At 61.6% G+C, this 21,702-nt stretch carries 26 protein-coding genes; 19 read left to right on the top strand and 7 right to left on the bottom strand.

Annotated elements, in window-relative coordinates; all coding sequences use genetic code 11:
* Positions 1-69 precede the first annotated feature (69 nt).
* From ACF8C6_RS14045 to ACF8C6_RS14035, 3 genes are read left to right on the top strand one after another with little or no spacing between them, the layout of a single operon-like run.
* The gene (locus tag ACF8C6_RS14045) at positions 70-252 is read left to right on the top strand and encodes a CPXCG motif-containing cysteine-rich protein (RefSeq protein WP_392499857.1); all 183 of its coding nucleotides are present in this window, start codon (positions 70-72) and stop codon (positions 250-252) included.
* The gene (locus tag ACF8C6_RS14040) at positions 253-513 is read left to right on the top strand and encodes a putative signal transducing protein (protein WP_277691817.1); all 261 of its coding nucleotides are present in this window, start codon (positions 253-255) and stop codon (positions 511-513) included.
* A 26-nt stretch (positions 514-539) separates the two neighbouring features.
* On the top strand, positions 540-1,157 hold the full coding sequence (locus ACF8C6_RS14035; protein ID WP_392499856.1) for an SOS response-associated peptidase: 618 nt from the start codon (positions 540-542) through the stop codon (positions 1,155-1,157).
* A gap of 67 nt (positions 1,158-1,224) precedes the next feature.
* Here the strand turns inward: ACF8C6_RS14035 and ACF8C6_RS14030 are convergent, their stop codons facing one another.
* Positions 1,225-2,124 carry a LysR substrate-binding domain-containing protein gene (locus tag ACF8C6_RS14030; RefSeq protein ID WP_392499855.1) on the bottom strand — a complete coding sequence of 300 codons (900 nt, stop codon included), beginning with the start codon at positions 2,122-2,124 and terminating at the stop codon, positions 1,225-1,227.
* A 106-nt stretch (positions 2,125-2,230) separates the two neighbouring features.
* Between ACF8C6_RS14030 and ACF8C6_RS14025 the strand changes: the two genes are divergently transcribed.
* Together ACF8C6_RS14025 and fghA are read left to right on the top strand one after the other, a co-directional pair.
* Positions 2,231-3,343, top strand: a complete 1,113-nt coding sequence (locus tag ACF8C6_RS14025; protein ID WP_392499854.1) for an S-(hydroxymethyl)glutathione dehydrogenase/class III alcohol dehydrogenase — start codon at positions 2,231-2,233, stop codon at positions 3,341-3,343.
* A 44-nt stretch (positions 3,344-3,387) separates the two neighbouring features.
* A complete protein-coding gene (gene fghA / locus ACF8C6_RS14020) occupies positions 3,388-4,233 on the top strand; it encodes an S-formylglutathione hydrolase (RefSeq protein ID WP_392499853.1) in 846 nt (281 codons plus the stop codon).
* A 40-nt stretch (positions 4,234-4,273) separates the two neighbouring features.
* On the opposite strand, the gene ACF8C6_RS14015 is transcribed toward fghA, so the two are convergent.
* Positions 4,274-4,819 carry a Dps family protein gene (locus tag ACF8C6_RS14015; protein WP_392499852.1) on the bottom strand — a complete coding sequence of 182 codons (546 nt, stop codon included), beginning with the start codon at positions 4,817-4,819 and terminating at the stop codon, positions 4,274-4,276.
* A gap of 255 nt (positions 4,820-5,074) precedes the next feature.
* Here ACF8C6_RS14015 and ispF point away from each other — a divergent pair, with 255 nt between their 5' ends.
* From ispF to rpoS, 7 genes are all read left to right on the top strand, one after another.
* Positions 5,075-5,548, top strand: coding sequence for a 2-C-methyl-D-erythritol 2,4-cyclodiphosphate synthase (ispF, locus tag ACF8C6_RS14010; RefSeq protein ID WP_392499851.1), 474 nt, complete (start codon positions 5,075-5,077; stop codon positions 5,546-5,548).
* Positions 5,545-6,603, top strand: coding sequence for a tRNA pseudouridine(13) synthase TruD (truD, locus tag ACF8C6_RS14005; protein ID WP_392499850.1), 1,059 nt, complete (start codon positions 5,545-5,547; stop codon positions 6,601-6,603). The genes ispF and truD overlap by 4 nt, the downstream gene beginning before the upstream one ends.
* Positions 6,591-7,340 carry a 5'/3'-nucleotidase SurE gene (gene surE, locus ACF8C6_RS14000; RefSeq protein WP_392499849.1) on the top strand — a complete coding sequence of 250 codons (750 nt, stop codon included), beginning with the start codon at positions 6,591-6,593 and terminating at the stop codon, positions 7,338-7,340. The genes truD and surE overlap by 13 nt, the downstream gene beginning before the upstream one ends.
* 32 nt (positions 7,341-7,372) lie before the next feature.
* Positions 7,373-8,008 (top strand): protein-L-isoaspartate(D-aspartate) O-methyltransferase, encoded by a 636-nt coding sequence (locus tag ACF8C6_RS13995; RefSeq protein ID WP_392499951.1) that lies wholly within the window; start codon positions 7,373-7,375, stop codon positions 8,006-8,008.
* 24 nt (positions 8,009-8,032) lie between these two features.
* Positions 8,033-8,971: a DUF368 domain-containing protein gene (locus ACF8C6_RS13990; RefSeq protein ID WP_392499848.1), complete on the top strand. Its 939-nt coding sequence runs from the start codon at positions 8,033-8,035 to the stop codon at positions 8,969-8,971.
* A gap of 49 nt (positions 8,972-9,020) precedes the next feature.
* Complete coding sequence (locus ACF8C6_RS13985) at positions 9,021-9,881, top strand: peptidoglycan DD-metalloendopeptidase family protein (protein ID WP_392499847.1); 861 nt, start codon at positions 9,021-9,023, stop codon at positions 9,879-9,881.
* A gap of 196 nt (positions 9,882-10,077) precedes the next feature.
* On the top strand, positions 10,078-11,082 hold the full coding sequence (gene rpoS, locus ACF8C6_RS13980) for an RNA polymerase sigma factor RpoS (RefSeq protein ID WP_277691832.1): 1,005 nt from the start codon (positions 10,078-10,080) through the stop codon (positions 11,080-11,082).
* Positions 11,083-11,508: 426 nt separating this feature from the next.
* On the opposite strand, the gene fdxA is transcribed toward rpoS, so the two are convergent.
* Positions 11,509-11,832, bottom strand: a complete 324-nt coding sequence (gene fdxA, locus ACF8C6_RS13975) for a ferredoxin FdxA (protein WP_021441853.1) — start codon at positions 11,830-11,832, stop codon at positions 11,509-11,511.
* 136 nt (positions 11,833-11,968) lie between these two features.
* Positions 11,969-14,536: a DNA mismatch repair protein MutS gene (gene mutS, locus ACF8C6_RS13970; protein ID WP_392499846.1), complete on the bottom strand. Its 2,568-nt coding sequence runs from the start codon at positions 14,534-14,536 to the stop codon at positions 11,969-11,971.
* 76 nt (positions 14,537-14,612) lie between these two features.
* On the opposite strand from mutS, the gene ACF8C6_RS13965 reads away from it, so the two are divergent.
* The 3 genes from ACF8C6_RS13965 to recX all read left to right on the top strand — a co-directional run bounded on the left by ACF8C6_RS13965 (position 14,613) and on the right by recX (position 16,729).
* The gene (locus tag ACF8C6_RS13965; protein WP_392499845.1) at positions 14,613-15,113 is read left to right on the top strand and encodes a CinA family protein; all 501 of its coding nucleotides are present in this window, start codon (positions 14,613-14,615) and stop codon (positions 15,111-15,113) included.
* 87 nt (positions 15,114-15,200) lie between these two features.
* Entirely contained in the window at positions 15,201-16,247 is a 1,047-nt protein-coding gene (gene recA, locus ACF8C6_RS13960; RefSeq protein ID WP_392499844.1) for a recombinase RecA, read from the top strand.
* Between the two features lie 17 nt (positions 16,248-16,264).
* Positions 16,265-16,729 (top strand): recombination regulator RecX, encoded by a 465-nt coding sequence (recX, locus tag ACF8C6_RS13955; protein ID WP_392499843.1) that lies wholly within the window; start codon positions 16,265-16,267, stop codon positions 16,727-16,729.
* A gap of 72 nt (positions 16,730-16,801) precedes the next feature.
* On the opposite strand, the gene ACF8C6_RS13950 is transcribed toward recX, so the two are convergent.
* Positions 16,802-17,896, bottom strand: coding sequence for an LOG family protein (locus tag ACF8C6_RS13950; protein WP_392499842.1), 1,095 nt, complete (start codon positions 17,894-17,896; stop codon positions 16,802-16,804).
* Positions 17,897-18,129: 233 nt separating this feature from the next.
* Here ACF8C6_RS13950 and ACF8C6_RS13945 point away from each other — a divergent pair, with 233 nt between their 5' ends.
* Positions 18,130-18,324, top strand: coding sequence for a hypothetical protein (locus ACF8C6_RS13945; RefSeq protein ID WP_392499841.1), 195 nt, complete (start codon positions 18,130-18,132; stop codon positions 18,322-18,324).
* Positions 18,325-18,340: 16 nt separating this feature from the next.
* On the opposite strand, the gene ACF8C6_RS13940 is transcribed toward ACF8C6_RS13945, so the two are convergent.
* Positions 18,341-18,742 (bottom strand): quorum-sensing-regulated virulence factor family protein, encoded by a 402-nt coding sequence (locus tag ACF8C6_RS13940; RefSeq protein ID WP_392499840.1) that lies wholly within the window; start codon positions 18,740-18,742, stop codon positions 18,341-18,343.
* 123 nt (positions 18,743-18,865) lie between these two features.
* Here ACF8C6_RS13940 and ACF8C6_RS13935 point away from each other — a divergent pair, with 123 nt between their 5' ends.
* The gene (locus ACF8C6_RS13935) at positions 18,866-19,579 is read left to right on the top strand and encodes a tRNA-uridine aminocarboxypropyltransferase (RefSeq protein ID WP_392499839.1); all 714 of its coding nucleotides are present in this window, start codon (positions 18,866-18,868) and stop codon (positions 19,577-19,579) included.
* Here ACF8C6_RS13935 and ACF8C6_RS13930 read toward each other — a convergent pair whose 3' ends face one another.
* Positions 19,580-20,461 (bottom strand): DMT family transporter, encoded by an 882-nt coding sequence (locus ACF8C6_RS13930; RefSeq protein ID WP_392499838.1) that lies wholly within the window; start codon positions 20,459-20,461, stop codon positions 19,580-19,582.
* Between the two features lie 124 nt (positions 20,462-20,585).
* Between ACF8C6_RS13930 and erdR the strand changes: the two genes are divergently transcribed.
* Positions 20,586-21,236 carry a response regulator transcription factor ErdR gene (gene erdR, locus ACF8C6_RS13925; protein ID WP_392499837.1) on the top strand — a complete coding sequence of 217 codons (651 nt, stop codon included), beginning with the start codon at positions 20,586-20,588 and terminating at the stop codon, positions 21,234-21,236.
* Between the two features lie 72 nt (positions 21,237-21,308).
* Entirely contained in the window at positions 21,309-21,674 is a 366-nt protein-coding gene (locus ACF8C6_RS13920) for a diacylglycerol kinase (RefSeq protein ID WP_392499836.1), read from the top strand.
* Positions 21,675-21,702 lie beyond the last annotated feature (28 nt).

Below are 21,702 nucleotides of genomic sequence, written 5' to 3'. Positions count from 1 at the left end.
TGCCCGGCTGCATAAAGCGGGGCTTGCAATAGACCGGCGATTATACCGGCAAGTCACACGGAGGCCGTGATGCTGGAAACACAGATGTATCAGTGTCCTTATTGCGGGGAACCGGTGGAGGCTGTGCTCGACCTGTCTGGCGGTGATCAGTGCTATGTCGAGGACTGTGCGGTGTGCTGCCGGCCGATTATGTTCGATCTGCGCACCGATGGCGTCGACTGGTCCCTGGATGTGCGGCGGGAGGATGACTGAATGCAGCGAATCTATGAGCCGCAGGATCTGCTGGAGGCCGAATTGCTGCTGGGCATGCTGGCCAGTGAGGGGGTGGATGCGCACCTGACCGGGCGGCATCTGCTGGGGGCCGTGGGGGAGTTGCCGGCGCTGGGCTTGCTCGGCCTGTGCGTGGAGGACCAGCAGGCCGAGCGAGCGCGGGTTCTCATCGCCGCGTACAATGCCGCCGCGCCACTGCCCGGCGAGGAGCCTGAGAGCTGCCCGGGCGTGCTGCTCTGTTGACTCACTTCACTGGACCCCTTTGCCGCATGAGTGGACGCTACGCCCTGTTTCGCTGGCCGCAGGCCATTTCCGGCTTGCCGGGTTTTCCCGTCGATCTGGCGCAGCGCTGGAATCTGTCGCCCGGCGCCCAGGTGCTGTTCCTGCATCAGGCCGATGGTGAGTTGCAGGCGGCCGCTGGTCGCTGGGGGTTGACCCCGGCCTGGCTGGACGATTTCGCCAAGGCGCCGGCTCATGCCCGCGCCGAGACCCTGGCCGAGCAGCCGATGTTTCGTGAGGCCTTTCGCCTGCGTCGCTGCGTGCTGCCGGCCAACGGTTTTTACGAGTGGCGCGGCCAGGCCAACCGCAAACGTCCGTACTGGATGAGCAGTGAGGGCCTGCTGTATTGCGCGGGGGTGTGGGAGCTGTATCCAACTGCCGGACAGACCTACCTCAGCGTGGCGATGGTGACGCGCGAGGCCAGTTATCTGCGTCGCCCTTTATTGCTCGATCAGGCTGCGACCCGTATCTGGCTCGATCCGCAGGCCACGTCGGAACAGTTGCAGGTGGTGATGCAGGGGGCGCCGCCGCCGCTGCGTGAGCGGGCGTTGGCCAACCTGGTCAACGATCCGGCTTTCGAGGGGCCGGATTGTCTGACGCCGGCGTAGGTGGCGGGCGGTCTGCGTCGGGCTTCGCTACGTCCAACCCGCGCTGCGATGCGGGAGTCGCCAAGACTCAGTCGCTGAGGTGTTGGTATTCCGGGCGCTGGGCCAGGCCTTCCTTTAATAGATCGACCAATAAGCGCACCTTGGGTGAGAGGTGGCGTTGCTGCGGGTACAGCGCCCACACCGCCGTATGGGGTGGGCGCTGCTGGGGCAGCAGGTCGACCAGCGCGCCACTGCGCAGGTGTGGTTGCACGTAGTAGTCCGGCAGCTGGCACAGGCCGAAACCGCGCAGGGCGGCGTCCAGCACCGCTTCGCCACTGTTGCAGCGCCAGTTGCCCTGTACCCGCTGGCTCAGTTCGCGCCCCTCCTGCTGGAAACTCCAGTGATCGCTGCTGCCGATCAGGCAGTTGTGCCGGTTCAGCTCTGATAGCGAGTGCGGGCGACCATAGCGTTCCAGGTAGTCGGGCGCCGCGCACAGGTGCATGACCCTCGGTGCCAGGCGCGTGGCGATCAGGCGCGAGTCCTGCAGACGGCCGAGGCGGATGGCCAGGTCCATGCCGCTGTGCAACAGGTCGAGGGTCTGGTTGCTCAGTTCGATCTCCACTCGCAGCTGGGGGTGGCGGGCCATGAACGCATTGACCAGCGGCACGATGAAGCGCTCGCCGTAGGCCACTGCGCAGGTCATGCGCAGCAGGCCCTTGGGCTCGTCGTTGAGGTCGCCGACGGCGCGCAGGGCTTCCTCGCGGGCGTCCTGCAGGCGCTGGCAGTGCTGCAGGAAGGTCTGCCCGGCTTCGGTCAGCGTGACCTTGCGCGTGCTGCGGTAGAACAGGCGCGTCTGCAGACGTTCCTCCAGTCGCGCGACCTGGCGGCTGACCTGCGAGGTAGACAGGCCCAGGCGTTTGGCGGCAGCGGCAAACTGGCCCAGTTCGGCCACGGCGACGAATTCATCAAGGCCTTCCCAACGGCTCATGGATTATCCCTGTTTGGCAATAATGTTTTGCAAGTATGTCGATTATCCCTGGAAAGGCACTGTTCTACACTCTCGCCACTTTGCCAAACCGCTGGAGAGCGAACTCATGATCAAGTCCCGCGCCGCCGTGGCCTTCGGCCCGAACGAACCGCTGAAAATCGTCGAAGTGGATGTGGCACCGCCCCAGGCCGGTGAGGTGCTGGTGCGCATCGTCGCCACCGGCGTGTGCCACACCGACGCCTACACCCTGTCCGGCCAGGACAGCGAAGGCGTGTTCCCCTGCATCCTTGGCCATGAAGGCGGCGGCATCGTCGAGGCGGTGGGCGAGGGTGTTACCTCGGTCAAGGTCGGTGACCACGTGATTCCGCTGTACACGGCCGAGTGCCGCCAGTGCAAGTTCTGCACCTCGGGCAAGACCAACCTGTGCAGCTCGGTGCGCGCCACCCAGGGCAAGGGCCTGATGCCGGACGGCACCACGCGCTTCAGCTACAACGGCGAGCCGGTGTACCACTACATGGGCTGCTCGACCTTCTCCGAGTACACCGTGCTGCCGGAAGTCTCGGTCGCGGTGATTCCCAAGGAAGCGCCGCTGGAAAAGGTCTGCCTGCTCGGCTGCGGCGTCACCACCGGTATCGGTGCGGTGCTCAACACCGCCAAGGTCAGCGAAGGCTCCACCGTGGCCATCTTCGGCCTCGGTGGCATCGGCCTGGCGGCGATCATCGGCGCCAAGATGGCCAAGGCCAGCCGCATCATCGCCATCGATATCAACCCGGCCAAGTTCGACGTGGCCCGTGAGTTGGGCGCCACCGACTTCGTCAATCCGAAGGACCACGCCAAGCCGATCCAGGACGTGATCGTCGAGATGACCGACGGCGGCGTCGACTACAGCTTCGAGTGCGTCGGCAATGTGCAGCTGATGCGCGCGGCGCTGGAGTGCTGTCACAAGGGCTGGGGCGAGTCGACCATCATCGGCGTGGCGCCGGCCGGTACAGAGATCAGCACCCGTCCGTTCCAGCTGGTCACCGGCCGTGTCTGGCGTGGCAGCGCCTTCGGTGGCGTGAAAGGCCGTACCGAGCTGCCGAACTATGTGGAGAAGGCGCAGAGCGGCGAGATCCCGCTGGATACCTTCATCACCCACACCATGGGCCTGGAGCAGATCAACGAGGCTTTCGACCTGATGCACGAAGGCAAGAGCATCCGCACCGTCATCCATTTCTGAGTTGCAGGTCGGGAGCTTGGCTCCCAGCCTCGTCGAGGTTTGTCATGACCCTTGAAATCGTTTCCAGCAACAAGAGCTTCGGTGGCTGGCACAAGCGCTATCGGCACCGCTCCACCGCGCTCAACTGCGACATGGTGTTCGCCGTCTACCTGCCGCCGCAGGCCGAGCAGGGCGCCAGGCTGCCGGTGCTGTACTGGCTGAGCGGGCTGACCTGCACCGACGAAAACTTCATGCAGAAGGCCGGCGCGCAGAAGCTGGCCGCCGAGTTGGGCCTGATCATCGTTGCGCCGGACACCAGCCCGCGTGGAGAGGGTGTGCCGGACGATGCCGACAAGGCCTGGGACTTCGGTCTCGGCGCGGGCTTCTACATCAATGCCACCCAGGAGCCCTGGGCGCGGCATTACCGCATGTACGACTACGTGGTGCAGGAGTTGCCGGCGCTGATCGAGGCCAACTTCCCGGCCAGCGACAAGCGCGGCATTGCCGGCCACTCCATGGGAGGGCACGGAGCGTTGATTTGCGCGTTGAAGAATCCGGGGCGCTATCAGTCGCTGTCGGCCTTTGCGCCGATCAGCAACCCTCTGGATTGCCCTTGGGGCGAGAAGGCGTTCTCCCATTACTTGGGGAGCGATCGTGCCCTGTGGCGAGAGTGGGATGCCTGTGCGCTATTGGCTGAGGCGAAGGAGAAGCTGCCGATCCTGGTCGACCAGGGCGATCGTGACGATTTTCTGGAGAACCAGCTAAAGCCCCAGGCTCTGCAGGCGGCCGCCGATGCGGCCGGTCACCCGCTGACGCTGCGTTTGCAGCCAGGCTATGACCATAGTTACTACTTCATCGCCAGCTTTATCGATGACCACCTGCGCCATCACGCGCAGGCTTTGAGTCGCTGAGGCAAAAGGGCACCGCCGGGTGCCCTTTTCTTTTCTCGGCTTATTCGCCCAGGCTGGAGCGCAGCATCCAGGCATTTTCCTCATGCACGCCGATGCGTGCGACCAGCATGTCGTGGGTGAACAGGTCGCCGGCTTCTTCCGCCAGTTCGGCGAACTCGCTCATGCGCCGGGCCACCGCCTCGTTGTCCTTGACCAGTTGCTGGATCATCTGCGCCGTGGCTTTGTGCGGCGCCTCGTTGTCGATCACCGTCAGCGCGCGGAAGGTCTCGGCCCCGGTGGGGACGAACTTGCCCAGGGCACGAATGCGCTCGGCAATTGCATCGGCCGCCTGATGCAGTTCGTTGTACTGCTCGTCAGTCAGTTTGTGCAGGCCATAGAAGTTCTGGCCTTGCACGTTCCAGTGCACGCCCAGCGTCTTCACATACAGGGTGTAGCTGTCGGCCACGGCTTTGCTCAGCGCCTCGGCGACCTTTTCGCGGGCGCTGCTACCGACGCTGGTGTTGATCGCCAGGCCATCACCCTTGGGCTTCTTGGCAACGGTCTTTGCCTTGGTTTTTGCGACTACCGGTTTTTTGGCTAGGGCCATGATGGTCTCCACTCTTTGCTAGAAAGACGGTTCTATCGACTCGCCACCGGGCTGAAACATTCAACTTTTTTAAGCAGGCTCCGCCGAGCAAGTGCCTGACGCTGCTGTTCGTGGCTACCATGTGGTCCCGAGGCAAGGCGCTGAGCGGCTTGGTGCCGGCGGCCTGCAGCGCATTTCGTCTTCGCCAGTTGCGAATCGGTCGCACCCTCTGTCCTTTCGGGTAGAATCCCGGCCCTGTTCAAAAGGGTAACGATCATGCGTATTGGCCATGGCTATGACGTGCACCGGTTCGGCGAGGGTGACTTCATTACCCTCGGCGGCGTGCGTATTCCCCACAAGTTCGGTCTGATTGCCCATTCCGACGGCGACGTGCTGTTGCATGCGCTGAGTGATGCGTTGCTCGGTGCCTGTGCGTTGGGGGATATCGGCAAACACTTTCCCGACACCGACCCCACCTTCAAGGGGGCCGACAGCCGTGCCCTGCTGCGTCATGTGCTGGGGCTGATCCAGGCCAAGGGTTATGTGGTCGGCAATATCGACGCCACCATCATCGCCCAGGCGCCGAAGATGGCGCCGCATATCCAGACCATGCGCGAGCGAATCGCCGAAGATCTTCAGGTCGAGCTGGATGCGGTCAACGTCAAGGCCACTACGACCGAGAAGCTGGGTTTTACCGGGCGTGAGGAGGGCATCGCGGTTCACGCCGTGGCGCTGCTGTTCAAGGCATGACCGAGCTGCAACTGCTGGGCCCGCGCGCCCATGGCGAGCCCTGTGGCACTGCAGTGCTCAAGGCGGTGGCCGAGGACTTCCAGGTCGATGAGGTGCTGGAAATTCCGCTGTCCGGGCAAGGTGAACATCTCTGGTTGTGGGTGGAAAAGCGTGGCTTGAACACCGAGGAAGCGGCCCGCCGCCTGGCTCGTGCCGCGGGTGTGTCACAGCGCAATATCAGCTATGCCGGCCTCAAGGATCGCCAGGCACTGACCCGGCAGTGGTTCAGCCTGCACCTGCCAGGCAAGAGCGATCCGGATCTGAGCGCGGCCGCAAGTGACAGCCTGAGTATTCTCAAAACCGTGCGTCATTCGCGCAAACTGCAGCGCGGAGCCCACTCGGCCAACGGTTTCACCCTGCGCCTGACCAATCTGCATGGCGACCGCGAAGCCCTGGAGCAGCGTCTGCAGACCATTCGTGAGCAGGGCGTGCCCAACTACTACGGGTTGCAGCGCTTTGGTTGGCAGGGCGGCAATGTGCTCGATGCGCGAGCCTTCGCCGAGCGCAAGGAGCTGCCGGAGCAGCGCAACACCCGCTCGCGTCTGTTGTCGGCGGCGCGCAGCTATCTGTTCAATCGCCTGTTGGCCCGCCGGGTGGCGGCCGGTACGTGGAATGCCGCTCTGGTCGGCGATCTGCTGGCCTTCACCACCAGCCGCAGCTTCTTCATGGCCGGTGAGGCGGAAACCTGCGACCCGCGCCTGGCGATCCTCGACCTACACCCCACCGGGCCGTTGTGGGGGGCAGGGGCTTCGCCGGCGGGCTCCTCCACGCATGACCTAGAGCAGGCGGTGGCTGGGGATGAACCTGCCCTGGCTGACTGGCTGGTCGCTGCGGGCATGGCGCACGAACGGCGTATCCTGCGCCTCCCCATCACCGGTTTGACGTGGCATTATCCGGAACCCGAGATACTGCAACTGCAATTCGTCCTGCCGGCCGGATGCTTCGCCACCGCGGTGGTGCGTGAACTGGTTGATCTACTGCCGGCAGGGCAGACGGAAACTCCATGCGAATTCTGATCTCCAACGACGACGGGGTGCTGGCACCCGGTATCGCCGTGCTGCACGGCGCGCTGCAGGACTACGCCGAGTGCGTGATTATTGCCCCGAGCGAGGACAAGAGCGGCGCCAGCAGTGCGCTGACGCTCGACCGCCCGCTGCATCCTTCGACGCTGCCCAATGGCTATATCAGCCTCAACGGCACGCCGACCGACTGTGTCCACCTTGGCCTGAATGCATTGCTCGACCCGGTGCCGGATATGGTGGTGTCGGGTATCAACCTGGGTGCCAACCTGGGTGATGACGTACTCTATTCCGGCACCGTGGCGGCCGCCCTGGAGGGGCGCTTTCTGAGCAGGCCGGCGTTCGCCTTCTCGCTGCTGTCGCGCCAGCCCGACAACCTGCCGACGGCGGCCTATTTCGCGCGCAAGCTGGTCGAGGCCCATGATCGGCTCGACCTGCCGCCGCGTACCGTGCTCAACGTCAACGTGCCCAACCTGCCGCTGGAGCATATCCGCGGTGTGCAACTGACCCGTCTGGGGCACCGTGCGCGCGCGGCAGCGCCGGTCAAACAGCTCAATCCACGCGGCAAGGAAGGCTACTGGATATCCGTCTCCGGTGATGCCGAAGACGGCGGCCCGGGCACCGACTTCCATGCGGTGATGCAGGGCTATGTGTCGATTACCCCGCTGCAGCTGGATCGCACCTTCAACGAGGCCTTCGGCAGCATCGAAGGTTGGCTGGAGGGCCTGCTGTGATGCCGGACATGCAACAGCGCCATGGTATTGGCATGACCTCGCAGCGTACCCGCGAGCGTCTGATCGAGCGCCTGTATGAAGAGGGCCTTTCCAATCCACATGTGCTGGAAGTCATCCGCCGCACGCCGCGTCATCTGTTCGTGGACGAGGCCTTGGCTCATCGTGCCTATGAGGACACCGCGCTGCCTATCGGTCATAACCAGACCATTTCCCAGCCCTATATCGTCGGACGCATGACCGAGCTGTTGTTGGCCGGCGGCCCGCTGGACAAGGTGTTGGAGATCGGTACTGGCTCCGGCTACCAGACCGCCGTACTGACCCAATTGGTAGAACGGGTATTTTCGGTGGAGCGCATCCAGTCCCTGCAGGAGCGCGCCAAAGAACGCCTGGCCTCGCTGAATATCCGCAATGTGGTGTTTCGCTGGGGCGATGGCTGGGATGGCTGGAATGCGCTGGGCCCGTACAACGGCATCATCGTCACGGCCGCTGCGGCGGAGGTGCCGCAGTCGCTGCTGGACCAGCTCGCCATCGGTGGACGCCTGGTGATTCCGGTGGGCTCCGGGGAAACCCAGGAATTGTTGCTGATCGTGCGTGAAGAGGACGGCTATAGCCGGCATGTGCTTGATCTGGTGCGTTTCGTTCCCTTGCTCAATGGGCCTTTGGCCTGATCCGCTCCTGCTACGGAAAGCGCGATGAAAAATTATTTCCTGTTGTTCGGCAAAGGCATGGCAATGGGGGCAGCTGACGTGGTGCCAGGCGTTTCTGGTGGCACTGTTGCCTTCATCACGGGCATCTACGATGAATTGCTGCGTTCCATCGCCAGCGTGCCCGAAGCGCTGGTGCAGTTACTGCGTGGTCGGGTGGCCAAGGCCTGGCAGATCGCCAATGTCAATTTCCTGCTGGTGCTGTTCGCCGGGATTCTCACCAGTGTGTTCAGCCTGGCGCGTCTGATTACCTGGCTGCTGGATACGCATCCGATTCCACTATGGTCGTTCTTCTTCGGCCTGATTCTGGTTTCCAGTCATCTGGTGGCTCGGGAGATCGGGCGCTGGAACTGGACGCGCGTGTTCAGTTTTGTGGTGGGTATCGCCTTCGCCTGGTGGATTACCGTAGCCTCGCCCATGCAGTGGGGCAGTGATCCGCTAAGCCTGTTCCTGGCGGGCGCCATCGCCATCTGCGCCATGATCCTGCCGGGTATTTCCGGCAGTTTCCTGCTGCTGTTGATGGGGCTTTATGCCGTCGTGCTGGGCGCGGTCAAAAGTCTTGATCTGGCTGTGCTGGCCGTATTCGCGGCGGGTTGTCTGATCGGTATCCTCAGTTTTTCACGCCTGCTCAGCTGGTTGCTGTCGCACTATCGTGATCTGACCCTGGCCTTCCTCACCGGCCTGATGCTCGGCTCACTAAACAAGGTCTGGCCCTGGAAGCAGACGCTGACCTGGCGTTCCGACAGCCATGGTCAGCAAGTCCCGTTGCAGCAGGAAAACCTCTGGCCGACGCAGTTCACCAGCCTGGTCGGGCAGGATTCGCAGTGGATGCTGGCTATTATGCTGGCGGTGGCCGGCGTAGTGCTTGTGCTCGGTCTCGAGTGGCTGGCAGGGCGGCAACAGCAAAGCGCTGGTTCTGCCGAATAATTCCGGCACAATACGCGCACTTATAAGCAGAGCGCCAAGGGAGCACGGATTGAGCCTCACACAGCAGCGAAAGCACCACGCCTTGGGTGCAGTGTTTTTCGCAGCCTTGCTGGCAGGCTGCGCAAGCAAGCCGTCGGGACCGGTCCAGGTGGTTGACCGCACGCAGAGCGGTACCCAGGCTCAGCGTCAGTACCAACAACAAGTCACCAGTGGTCAGTACCGGGTTCAGCGTGGCGATACGCTCTATTCGATTGCCTTTCGTTTTGGCTGGGACTGGAAAGCCCTGGCTGCGCGAAACAACATCTCGGCGCCCTATGTGATTCGCCCTGGCCAGGCTATCCATTTTGGTGTGCCGCCATCTTCTGCTTCTGCAGCGGTGCAGCCGAGTAGACCGGCCACGCCAGTCACCACGCCAGTGGTCAGCAGTCGTCCGCCCGTCCAGAGCGTGCCTGCAACCAAGCCCGCAACGGTCAGTAAAGCCCCTGCTGTGAGCAGTACTGCGCCTGCCCCAGGCAAGGTAGAAACCGTTACTCGCTCGGCAAAGGGCTGGGCCTGGCCTTCTTCTGGAGTACTGATCGGCAAATTCTCGTCAAACGGAAGTTTGAATAAAGGAATTGATATCGCCGGGAATTTGGGCCAGCCTGTTTTAGCTGCGTCTGATGGGACCGTTGTGTACGCCGGAAGTGGATTACGGGGCTACGGCGAACTGGTCATCATCAAGCATAGCGATACCTACGTAAGCGCCTACGGTCATAACCGCAGGTTGCTGGTTCGGGAGGGACAGCAGGTCAAAGTCGGACAGCATATTGCCGAGATGGGTTCCACAGGAACCGACCGGGTGAAGCTCCATTTCGAGATTCGCCGTCAGGGTAAACCTGTCGATCCTTTGCAGTATCTGCCCCGCCGTTGATCCTGCCGCCAACTTGTTCCACGCGTAGGACGAGCGGGCTTTAGTGTTGCCAAGGAGTCATCCAGCAATTCATCAGGCGTGCAATCTGTCGGCAGCAGGCTAGTCATTGACTATCTTGGGGGGCCGGTTCTCCTGATGGGTAACTGGAGTGGGCGTCGCTAGGGCTTGTTGTCGAACTCAGCAAGGGACAACAACAATGGCACTCAGCAAAGAAGCGCCGGAGTTTGACGTCGACGATGAAGTGCTCTTGATGGAGCCGGACATCGTTCTGGAAGAGCGGGCAGAAGAAAACGAGCTGCCGGCTTCCAGCGCCAAATCCAAAAATTCGACCAGCACTCTCAAGCAACATAAATACATCGACTACACCCGGGCGCTAGACGCCACTCAGCTGTACCTCAACGAAATCGGCTTTTCTCCACTACTGACTCCACAGGAAGAAGTGCATTTTGCGCGTCTGGCGCAGAAGGGCGACCCTGCTGGGCGCAAGCGCATGATTGAAAGCAACTTGCGTCTGGTGGTGAAAATTGCACGACGCTACGTCAATCGCGGACTGTCGCTATTGGATCTAATCGAAGAGGGCAACCTGGGGTTGATCCGGGCGGTAGAGAAGTTCGACCCGGAACGTGGTTTCCGTTTTTCTACTTACGCGACCTGGTGGATTCGCCAGACCATCGAACGGGCCATCATGAACCAGACCCGTACGATTCGACTGCCGATCCATGTGGTAAAGGAACTCAATGTCTATCTGCGAGCAGCCCGTGAGCTGACCCAGAAGCTCGACCATGAGCCGTCTGCCGAGGAGATCGCCAATCTGTTGGAGAAGCCGGTTGGCGAGGTCAAGCGCATGCTCGGTCTCAATGAGCGGGTCACCTCTGTGGATGTATCCCTCGGGCCGGACTCGGACAAGACGCTGCTCGACACCCTTACCGATGATCGTCCTACCGATCCTTGCGAATTGCTGCAGGATGATGATCTGTCAGAGAGCATCGATCAGTGGCTGTCGGAACTGACCGACAAGCAACGCGAAGTGGTGGTGCGCCGTTTTGGCTTGCGTGGTCATGAGAGCTGCACGCTCGAGGAGGTCGGCCAGGAGATCGGTCTGACCCGTGAGCGAGTGCGGCAAATTCAGGTCGAAGCACTCAAGCGTCTGCGGGAGATCCTTGAGAAGAATGGTCTGTCGAGCGACGCCTTGTTCCAGTAAGGCTGCTTAGCTGCTCAAAACCCGGCTCAAGCCGGGTTTTTTATGCGCTGCTTGTAAGCGATTGCTTACGCAGGTTGTAAGCGATCTCGGTTTATAGGTGTTGGCCGGTAACTATTCCGGCTCCTTATTTTTTGTAAGTATTTGATGTATAAGGTTTTTATGGCCCTATTTGGGGGATGTATGGCGTTGGCCGGGGTCTGTGGCGGGCTTGTTCTACCCAAGTGAGGCGCTAATATGAAGCCGTGCCAAGGGAAACGGCACGGTTGTCAGGATGGCGACTCAGGATCAACCGCTGGATGCGGTTCATCAGGATGATGAAAGGATTCTCAGGGAGCAGGGAAGAAAGAGCGGGCGGGTAACACCGCCCCTTTTTTTGCCTGCAGAAAAGTAAAAGGCCCGCATAAGCGGGCCTTTTCGCATGCGCTATCAGCGCTCCAGATGCTGCAGCTTGTCTTTCACGCCGTCCCATTCCTCGGCGTCAGCAAGCGCATCTTTCTTCTCGGTGATGTTTGGCCAGACTTCGGCCAGGTCGGCGTTCAGTTCGATGAACTCCTGCATATCTTCGGGTACCTCATCTTCAGAGAAGATGGCTTGGGCGGGGCACTCGGGCTCGCACAGTGCACAGTCGATACACTCGTCCGGATGGATGACCAGGAAGTTAGGACCTTCATAGAAGCAGTCTACCGGGCAGACTTCCACGCAGTCGGTGTATTTGCACTTGATGCAGTTGTCGGTAACGACGAAGGTCATCTCAGATTCTCTCCTCGGGCGGCGGCCTGAACCCGTCTATGCGGGTTTGCAGGCGCTCAGTATTGGCCGCGGCTCAGGCTGTAAACCGGGCAGTCGTAAAATTGCGCGCGATTCTATCAGCTTGGGCCGCTTGGCGTTAGATCTGCGTCTTCCATGTATATAACAGCTCAAGAGCTTGGCGTGGTGTCAGATCATCCGGATTGATCTTGCCCAATGCCTCCAGCAGCGGATGCGGCAGAGCGGCAAACATGTCGCTCTGCAACGGTGCGCCTACCTGCGCTGACGCGCTGCGTGTTGCTTCATGAGGAAGACTGGTGGTCTCCAGCCGTGCCAAGTGCTCGCGGGCGCGCTTGATGACCGGGCTGGGGACGCCTGCGAGTTGAGCAACGGCCAGGCCATAGCTCTGGCTGGCCGGGCCAGGCAGTACATGGTGGAGGAAGACGATGCGCTCGTTATGCTCGGTGGCGTTGAGGTGCACATTGGCGACCACCGGTTCACTCTCCGGTAGCACGGTCAGCTCGAAGTAGTGGGTAGCGAACAGGGTCCAGGCGCGCAGTTTGGCCAGGTGCTCAGCGGCCGACCAGGCCAGCGAGAGGCCGTCGAACGTACTGGTGCCGCGACCCACCTCGTCCATCAGTACCAGGCTGCGATCGGTGGCGTTGTGCAGAATGTTGGCGGTTTCACTCATCTCCACCATGAAGGTGGAGCGGCCGCCTGCCAGGTCGTCGGATGAGCCGATGCGGGTGAAGATGCGGTCGACCAACGACAGCTCGCAAGCCGCCGCGGGAACGAAGCTACCGATATGGGCCAGCAACACGATCAAAGCAGTCTGGCGCATGTAGGTCGATTTACCGCCCATGTTCGGGCCGGTGATGATCAGCATGCGGGTGTCGTCGTCCAGTCCTAGATCGTTGGCGACAAATGGGGTGTCGAGTACCTGCTCGACGACCGGATGGCGACCCTGATCAATGCGCAGGCAGGGTTCCTCGACGAAACGTGGGCGATTGAGATCGAGATTCAGCGCACGCTCGGCCAGGTTGGCCAGTACATCCAGCTCTGCAAGGGCGGCGGCGGTATCCTGCAGCGGGGCAAGCTGGGTAATAAGCAGCTCCAGCAGTTCCTCGTACAGCTGCTTCTCGCGGGCCAGGGCGCGGCTCTTGGCCGATAGCGCCTTGTCCTCGAAGGACTTCAGTTCCGGAGTGATGAAGCGTTCGGCGCCCTTCAGTGTCTGGCGACGGATGTAGTCAGCCGGCGCTGATTCGGCCTGCTTGCTGGGCAGTTCGATGAAGTAGCCGTGTACGCGGTTGTAACCGACCTTGAGGTTGGCCAGTCCGGTGCGTTCCTTCTCTCGCACCTCCAGATCCATCAGGTACTGGCCGGCGTTCTCGCTGATCGACTGCAACTCATCCAGCTCGGCGTCGTAGCCGGTCTTCAGTACGCCGCCGTCGCGAATCACCGCCGGCGGATTGTCGATGATGGCGCGGGCCAGCAGGTCGGCCAGCTCCGGGTAGGTACGGATGTTGACTGCCAGTTCGGTCAGATGGGGGGCATCCAGCTCGGTCATCGCGCTCTGCAGTTGCGGCAGCGCGGCGAGGGCGTCGCGCAGGCGTGCCAGATCGCGCGGGCGGGTATTGCGCAGACCGATACGGGCCAGGATGCGCTCGACGTCGCCGATGTCCTTGAGCTGCGGTTGCAGGAGTTCGAAGCGGTAGCGGTCGAGCAGGCAGGCGATGGCCTCCTGGCGTGCCTCCAGTACGGAGCGGTCGCGTAGCGGGCGATTCAGCCAGCGGGTGAGCAGGCGCGAGCCCATGGCGGTCTGGCAACGGTCCACCACCGATTGCAGGGTATTGTCGCGGCCACCGGACAGATTGGTGTCCAGCTCCAGGTTGCGGCGGCTGGCGCCGTCAAGGATGACCGTATCGTCCAGACGCTCGTGGCGTAGGCTGCGCAGGTGCGGCAGGGCGGTGCGTTGGGTTTCCTTGGCATAGGCCAACAGGCAGCCGGCGGCGCCGATGGCCAGGGTAAGGCCTTCGCAGCCGAAGCCTTTGAGATCCTGTACGGAGAACTGCTGGCACAGGCTCTTGCGCGCGCTGTCCAGCTCGAAGTCCCAGGGCGCTCGGCGCCGCGAGCCGCGACGCTTTTCGGCCGGCAGGCCCTGTGGCCAGTCATCGGGGATCAGCAGTTCGGCTGGGTTCAGGCGCTCAAGCTCGGCCAGCAGGTTTTCCCAGCCCTTGATCTCTTGCACGCTGAAACGGCCACTGGTGATGTCGAGCGTGGCCAGGCCGAACAGTTTCTCGTCGCCCAGTACGGCGCCAACCAGGTTGTCGCGGCGCTCGTCGAGCAGTGCCTCGTCACTGATGGTGCCTGGCGTGATGATGCGGACGACTTGGCGCTCCACCGGCCCCTTGCTGGTGGCCGGATCGCCGATCTGCTCGCAGATCGCCACTGACTCGCCGAACTTCACCAGGCGCGCCAGATAGCCCTCGGCTGAGTGGAAGGGGATACCTGCCATGGGGATGGCCTGGCCGGCGGACTGACCGCGCGCGGTGAGGGTGATTTCCAGCAGGGCTGCGGCCTTCTTGGCGTCCTCGTAGAACAGTTCGTAGAAGTCGCCCATGCGGTAGAACATCATCAGGTCCGGATGCTGGTTTTTCAGCTTCCAGTACTGCTGCATCATCGGGGTGTGGGCTGACAAATCGCTCATGTTCTACGGTCCGGCTGAAATCGCAAAAGCGCGTAGTGTAGGGTATCCCCCTGTTCCGTTTCACCCCGGAGAGCATATGGATTCGATCACGCAGTTGGCCGAGCAGCTGGGCTCGCGGCTCAAGGCGCTGGGCGCCCAGATCAGTACCGCCGAGTCTTGCACCGGTGGCGGTATCGCCGAGGCCATCACTCGTATTGCCGGTAGTTCGGCCTGGTTCGAGGCAGGTTACATCACCTATTCCAATGCTCAGAAGACGGCTCAGCTTGACGTGCCTGCAGCGCTGTTCTCGCAGGTTGGGGCGGTCAGTCGCGAGGTGGTCGAAGCCATGGTGACCGGTGCGCAGAAAGCCAGTGGCGCACGCTTTGCCGTGGCGGTCAGCGGTATTGCGGGCCCTGATGGCGGCTCGGTGGAAAAGCCGGTCGGTACTGTCTGGCTGGCCTGGGCCTCGGGCGAGCAGTTGTACAGTGAGTGTTGCCTGTTTGCAGGAAATCGTGGCGACGTGCGCCGGCAAACGGTCGAGCGGGCATTGCAGGGCGTACTCCGACTGGCGGCAGGAGAAAATCCCCAGCAGGGGTAGGCGGGCGACTTGCCTTATGGAATACTACTGTCTACTTATACAGTTGTTGGCGAGCGACCGGCTCCCTTTGATCACGTGAGGATGGAAATGGACGAGAACAAGAAGCGCGCGTTGGCGGCAGCCCTGGGCCAGATCGAGAAGCAGTTCGGCAAGGGTGCCGTGATGCGTATGGGCGACCACGACCGCCAGGCCATTCCGGCCATTTCCACCGGTTCCCTCGGCCTCGATATTGCCCTTGGCATCGGCGGTCTGCCGAAAGGTCGTATCGTCGAAATCTACGGTCCGGAATCTTCCGGTAAGACCACGTTGACCCTGTCGGTCATTGCCGAAGCCCAGAAGATGGGGGCCACCTGTGCCTTCGTCGACGCCGAACACGCGCTGGATCCGGACTACGCCGGCAAGCTCGGCGTCAATGTCGATGACCTGCTGGTCTCGCAGCCGGATACCGGTGAGCAGGCCCTGGAAATCACCGACATGCTGGTGCGCTCCAATGCCGTGGACGTGATCATCGTCGACTCCGTGGCTGCTCTGGTGCCCAAGGCCGAGATCGAAGGTGAAATGGGCGATGCCCACGTTGGCTTGCAGGCACGCCTGATGAGCCAGGCGCTGCGCAAGATCACCGGCAACATCAAGAACGCCAACTGTCTGGTCATCTTCATCAACCAGATCCGCATGAAGATCGGCGTGATGTTTGGCAACCCGGAAACCACCACCGGCGGTAACGCTCTGAAGTTCTATGCCTCCGTACGTCTGGACATCCGCCGTACTGGTGCGGTGAAGGAAGGCGACGAGGTGGTCGGCAGCGAGACCCGCGTCAAAGTAGTGAAGAACAAGGTGGCCCCGCCGTTCCGTCAGGCCGAGTTCCAGATCATGTATGGCAAGGGCATCTACCGCACGGGCGAGATCATCGACCTGGGTGTGCAGCTCGGTCTGGTGGAGAAGTCCGGCGCCTGGTACAGCTACCAGGGCAGCAAGATCGGCCAGGGCAAGGCCAACGCTGCCAAGTTCCTGGAAGACAACCCGGAAACCGGCAGCGCCATTGAAAAGATCATTCGCGAGAAGCTGCTGGTTGCCAGCAACAACCGTGGCGCGGCGGAAGTCGATGCCGATGAAACGGCAGATCTGGAAGCCTGAGTCATCTGAACGCCGCTATGAGCGTCCTCTTGGATACGCCGGTTGCAGTGCGCCGCGCCGCGATGGATTTGCTGGCACGGCGCGAGCATGGTCGGGTCGAACTGACCCGCAAGCTGCGCCAGCGCGGCGCTCCGGATGAGTTGATCGACACTGCCCTTGAGCGTTTGGCGCAAGAGGGCTTGTTGTCGGAAGCACGCTATCTGGAGAGTTTCGTGGCCAGTCGTGCGCGCGGAGGGTATGGACCGCTGCGGATTCGCGAGGAACTGGCTCAGCGTGGGCTGCCACGGGATGCCATTGAGCAGGCGCTGAGTGAGTCTGCTGTTGACTGGGCAGAGCAGCTACGTGACCTGTGGCAGCGCAAGTTCGGTGGTGATCTGCCCAAGGACATGCGTGAGAAGGCCAAGCAGATGCGCTTCCTTGCCTATCGCGGCTATGCCCAGGAGCAGATAGGCCGACTGTTACGTGGCGCCAGCCTGGACTGAATTCCCTTTGAGTCCGAAGCCTCCCCTCTTCGGATTCTGTTTTGGACCCGCTCATCGCGGGTCTTTTGTTTTCTAGGTAAGGGAGTGACCGTCTTTCTGCTGCCAGTTCTGTGGCAGGTTGATGAAGTCCACCAGTTCGCGCAATCGCCCGTGTTTGCGGGCGTTGAAGTGAAAGGCCAGGCGTGGCAGGGCACAGAGTTCCGGTTCGTCGCTTTCTGCTTCGCAGAATGATTGCTGCAGGTAGCTGCCGCTCAAACAGAGATCGCTGAATTCCCTGTTAAGTGTTTCCAGTGCAGAAGCATTGAGTGGTTGGTTCATACGAATCACGAAGTGGCTATTGAGCCAGCGGGATGAATGGAAGTTGCAGTAGAAACGCGCAATCTCCTGACCTGCTTCTTCGGCGCTGTGTACTAGACGCACCAGTTGCAGGTCGCTGGGTAGGATGTAGTGGCGATCCTGCAGTTGCTCGCGCAGAAATTGCAGTGCCGACTCCCAATAGTTGCTGCCAGGCTCGTCGAGCAGAACGATAGGAACCAGAGGGCTCTTGCCGGTTTGTACCAAGGTCATGACTTCAAGCGCCTCGTCCAGGGTGCCGAACCCTCCTGGGCAGAGCACCAGTGCGTCGGCTTCCTTGACGAAGAACAGCTTGCGCAGAAAGAAGAAGTGGAATGACAGCAGGTGTGGGCTGCCACTGATGGTGCGGTTGGCACTTTGCTCAAAGGGGAGAGTGATATTGAATCCCAGGCTGTTTTCCAACCCGGCGCCTTCATGGGCGGCGGCCATTACACCGCCGCCGGCGCCAGTGATGACCATCAGGTCGAGACGAGCCAGGGTCTGGCCAAGTTCGCGGGCCAACTGATAGACGGGATGGTCGACGGGTGTGCGCGCCGAGCCGAACACCGTTACCTTGCGGCGGCGCTTGAAGTCTTCGAGCCTGCTGAATGCAGTTTCCATTTCTCGCAGGGTCTGCAGCATGATCTTGGCGTCCCATCGATTCCGGTCCGCCTGGGCCATGCGAATCACCGTCGTGAGCATTTCCCGGTAGAGCGGCAGGTTGACGCTGCCCGGCGGAACGATGAGGGAGGTGAGTTCATCGACCTTGCTGTTCAAGTCGATGCCGCTGGTCTGGAAGTGGCGGGACAGATAGTCGTCCGGTTCATAAGGCATGTTCGTTTCCTTCTGGGGTGGCCCGCTGCAACCACTTCTATGGTGCTGGGCTCTTCCTGAGAGTATGGCCGGATCCGCGTGCTAGAGCCTTGTGAGCATTCGAACATTTAGGCTTCACCGCTCGTCTCCTGAGCTAGAGAGTGGCAATTCCTCTGATTTACTTCAGTTGAAGCTGCTCGAATGGGGCTTTATCGGTAGCAGAGCAGGCGCTTAACAGGATGGGAGGGGCAGGTATGCCCAAGTTGACACTGGAGCTGAATCTGGATCTGTACCGTTTGTTGGTGCATGCCGCCCGCAGCAATGGTTTGAGCCTGGAAGAAGAGTGCTTGCGCCGGCTGGAGGGAGGTGTGCGGCGCTCGCGCTACATGGAGGCCTTGCTGGCAGAAATCAGGGCTGACGATGAGCAGGACAAAGCCTCGAAGGGATAGTGCTGCCAGCCGGTGATCAAGGCGCTGGGCAATCGGCTGCACTGAAGCGCTCGGTGGCGACGGGCAGGTTGCTCTTGAATTCACTGAACTCATAGCGAAGTGCCGCGCCTTTGAGCAGCAATTGTTGATAACCGGGGTTGCTGCACACGCTGTTGGTCAACTGGGCGCGGACGCTATCCGGGTTGGCACGCATCTGCTCAGCATGGGCTGGGCGAACGCTGAGATGGTTGATCAGCTCTGTACCCTCCACCGTGTAGCCCTGATCGAGAATGTCGGCATTGATCGCGCGTGGCGTGCCGATGCTGCTTTGCTGGGCGACTTGTCCCAGTAGTTGGCGCAGCTCCTGCTCCTTGAGTGAGGCTGCGTGAGCGCCGGGTAGCAGAGACAGCAGGGCAATGAGTGAGGCAAGACGTAGCATGGAACTCTCCGGTGGCGACTATGCGGCCTTCGACCGGTAATCGTCGGTCGGGTTCGATTGTCGCCATCTTAACCCCAGGCCGGGCTGGCTGTAGACTGCGCGCCCCTCTCGCCGGAGTTTTCCATGAGTCATGCCGTCGCCCGCTTGCGTGCCGAGCGCCTGGCGCGTAGCCGTAAGCCTTTTGTTGCTCGTGGCTCGCGTGCCGAGCGCTGCCCGGATTGTCGGGTTATCCCCAGTTATTGCCTGTGCGCCTGGCGACCCAAGGTCGAGGTGCAGGCCGGCATGTGCCTGTTGATGTATGACGTAGAGGCGCTGAAACCGAGCAACACCGGCTGGCTGATTGCCGATCTGGTGCCGGACACCCACGCCTTCGGCTGGTTGCGTACCGAGGTCGACCCGCGCCTGCTGGCCCTGCTGGAGGATCCGCAGTACGCGCCCTGCGTGGTGTTCCCGGGCGAATATGTTGAGCCAGAACGAGTGATCGAGGCGTTGCCGCCACTCGACACGGGTAAGCGGCCGCTGTTCATCCTGCTCGACGCCACCTGGACCGAGGCGCGCAAGATGTTTCGCAAGAGTCCGTACCTGAACCGTTTTCCCGTGCTCAGCCTGCGTCCTGAACAGCTCTCACGCTACCGTCTGCGCCGCTCCAAGCATGACGAGCATCTGTGTACGGCCGAGGTAGCGGCGTTGTGTCTGGAGCTGGCCGGTGAAGACCAGGCCGCCCATGCGCTGGACGCCTGGCTGGATCTGTTCACCGAGCATTATCTGGATGCCAAGCACCGGCGTGTGCTGAACGAACAGAGTCCGGCACACCAGGCGCTCAAGCCTTTCCTCTGATCAGGCCTTTTTCGGCCACAGTTGTGCGAGCAGCATGCCGGCGAACATCAGCGCACAGCCGAAGTAACCTTTCAGCGCCAGTGTTTCGCCCAGAAGCAGAGCACCGGCAATGGCGGCGAATACCGCTTCCAGAGAGAGGATGATGGCGGCGTGGGAGGCGATGGCATGCTTCTGTGCCACCACCTGCAGAGTAAAGCCGACTGCTACGCCGAACAGACCACCATAAAGAATGGCCGGGCCGGCAGCCAGGATGGCGTCCAGTTGGATTTCTTCGAAAATCACCGCCAGAACCAGGCTCAGGACTGCGCAGGTCATGAACTGCAGCAGTGCCAGGCGCAGTGGGTCATGGCGGCTGGCGAAGAAACTTACCAGCAGCACGTGAATGCCCCAGACGAACGCGCCGGCCAGCTGCAGCCAGTCCCCGGAGGCAACCTGGAAGCCTTCACCGACGCTAAGCAGGAACATGCCGACCACGGCCAGCAATGCGCCCAGCCAGGTGCCCATGCCGGTACGCTGGCCAATGACCAGGCCGAGCAACGGTACTACGATGACATACAGGCCGGTAATGAAGCCGGAGTTTGTCACGCTGGTGAACAGCAGGCCGACCTGCTGCAGGTTGATGCCCAGGGACAGTGCCAGGCCCATGGTCAGACCGCCCAGCAGCAGGCCGCGGCTTATGGGCGCGGGTTTGTGTTCACCTTCGCGGCGGCCCAGCCAGTACACCAGTGGCAGTAGAACCAGGCAGGCCAGGCTGAAACGCAGACCGGTATAGAGGAAGGGGCCAATGGCATCCATGCCCAGACGCTGGGCGACAAAGGCCGACCCCCAGATCATGGCGGTCAGCAGCATTAACAGGTCGGCACGCAGGGCTTGGCTTCGCATGGTATTTCTCGGCAGGCAAAAGCCCGCGACTTTGCCGTAAAGCGAGGAACTTGACCACCCCGTCACGGCTGGGCATGCTTGGCGCCGCCTGTAGACCGGCCCACAACAACAACAGGGAACGCCCATGGCCGCATACGAAATACTCATCGCCGACGATCACCCCCTGTTTCGCAGTGCTCTGCAGCAAGCACTGACGCTGGGTTTGGGATCGGATGTGCGTCTGGTCGAAGCCTCCAGCATTGCCGAATTGGAAGCCTGCCTGGCAGAGAAGGCCGATTGGGATTTGGTGCTGCTCGACCTGAATATGCCCGGCGCCTACGGTTTTTCCGGCCTGGTGTTGTTGCGCGGGCAGTACCCGCAAGTACCGGTGGTCATGATTTCTGCGCAAGAAGAGGCCGCTGTTGTAGCGCGGGCCCGTGAGTTCGGCGCCAGTGGTTTCATTCCCAAGTCCAGTCCTCTGGAAACCATCCAGCAGGCCGTGCGCCTGGTGCTCGATGGTGAGGTCTGGTGGCCGCCACAGGCCTTCGAGGCGATCAGTGTTTCCGATGAGGCTAAGGCCGCCAGCGCAGGCCTTGCCAGTCTGACACCGCAGCAGTTTCGCGTGCTGACCATGGTCTGCGATGGCCTGCTGAACAAGCAGATCGCCTTCGAGCTGAACGTTTCCGAGGCCACGATCAAGGCCCATGTCACCGCCATTTTCCGCAAGCTAGGGGTCCGGACACGTACCCAGGCGGCCCTGCTGCTGCAGCAGATGGAGTCGGTGCCGGGGCAGTAACCGCGCTTCACGCATTTTTGACGGCGCGCTCGCTAGAGTCGCGCCGTTTCTATTACAGGACAGTGATTTTCCATGTCGCCATTCAAGGGCCAGACCGGCCTGCAGCGTATCCTCAATGCCGCCGGCTACTCGTTCGACGGCCTGCGCGCCGCCTTCACCGGGGAGGCCGCTTTTCGTCAGCTGGTGCTGCTCAATGCGGTTCTGCTGCCGTTGGCTTTCTGGCTCGATGTCAGCCCCGTGGAGCGGGCGCTGATGGTGGCGGTGAGCCTACTGTCGCTGATCGTCGAACTGCTCAATTCGGCGGTAGAGGCGGCCATCGACCGGATTTCCCTGGAGCGCCACCCGCTGTCGAAGAACGCCAAGGACATGGGTAGTGCGGCTCAGCTGACTTCGCTGGCGGTGATTACGCTGGTTTGGTCGATCATTCTGCTCGGCTGATGGCGCTGAGCTGGGGCGCCTCTCCCCA

Source organism: Pseudomonas sp. zbq_18 (genome assembly GCF_043102245.1).
Taxonomy (GTDB): Bacteria; Pseudomonadota; Gammaproteobacteria; order Pseudomonadales; family Pseudomonadaceae; genus Aquipseudomonas.
Note: the sequence above shows the minus strand (reverse complement) of the source record. Positions and strands in the feature narration are given on the sequence as shown.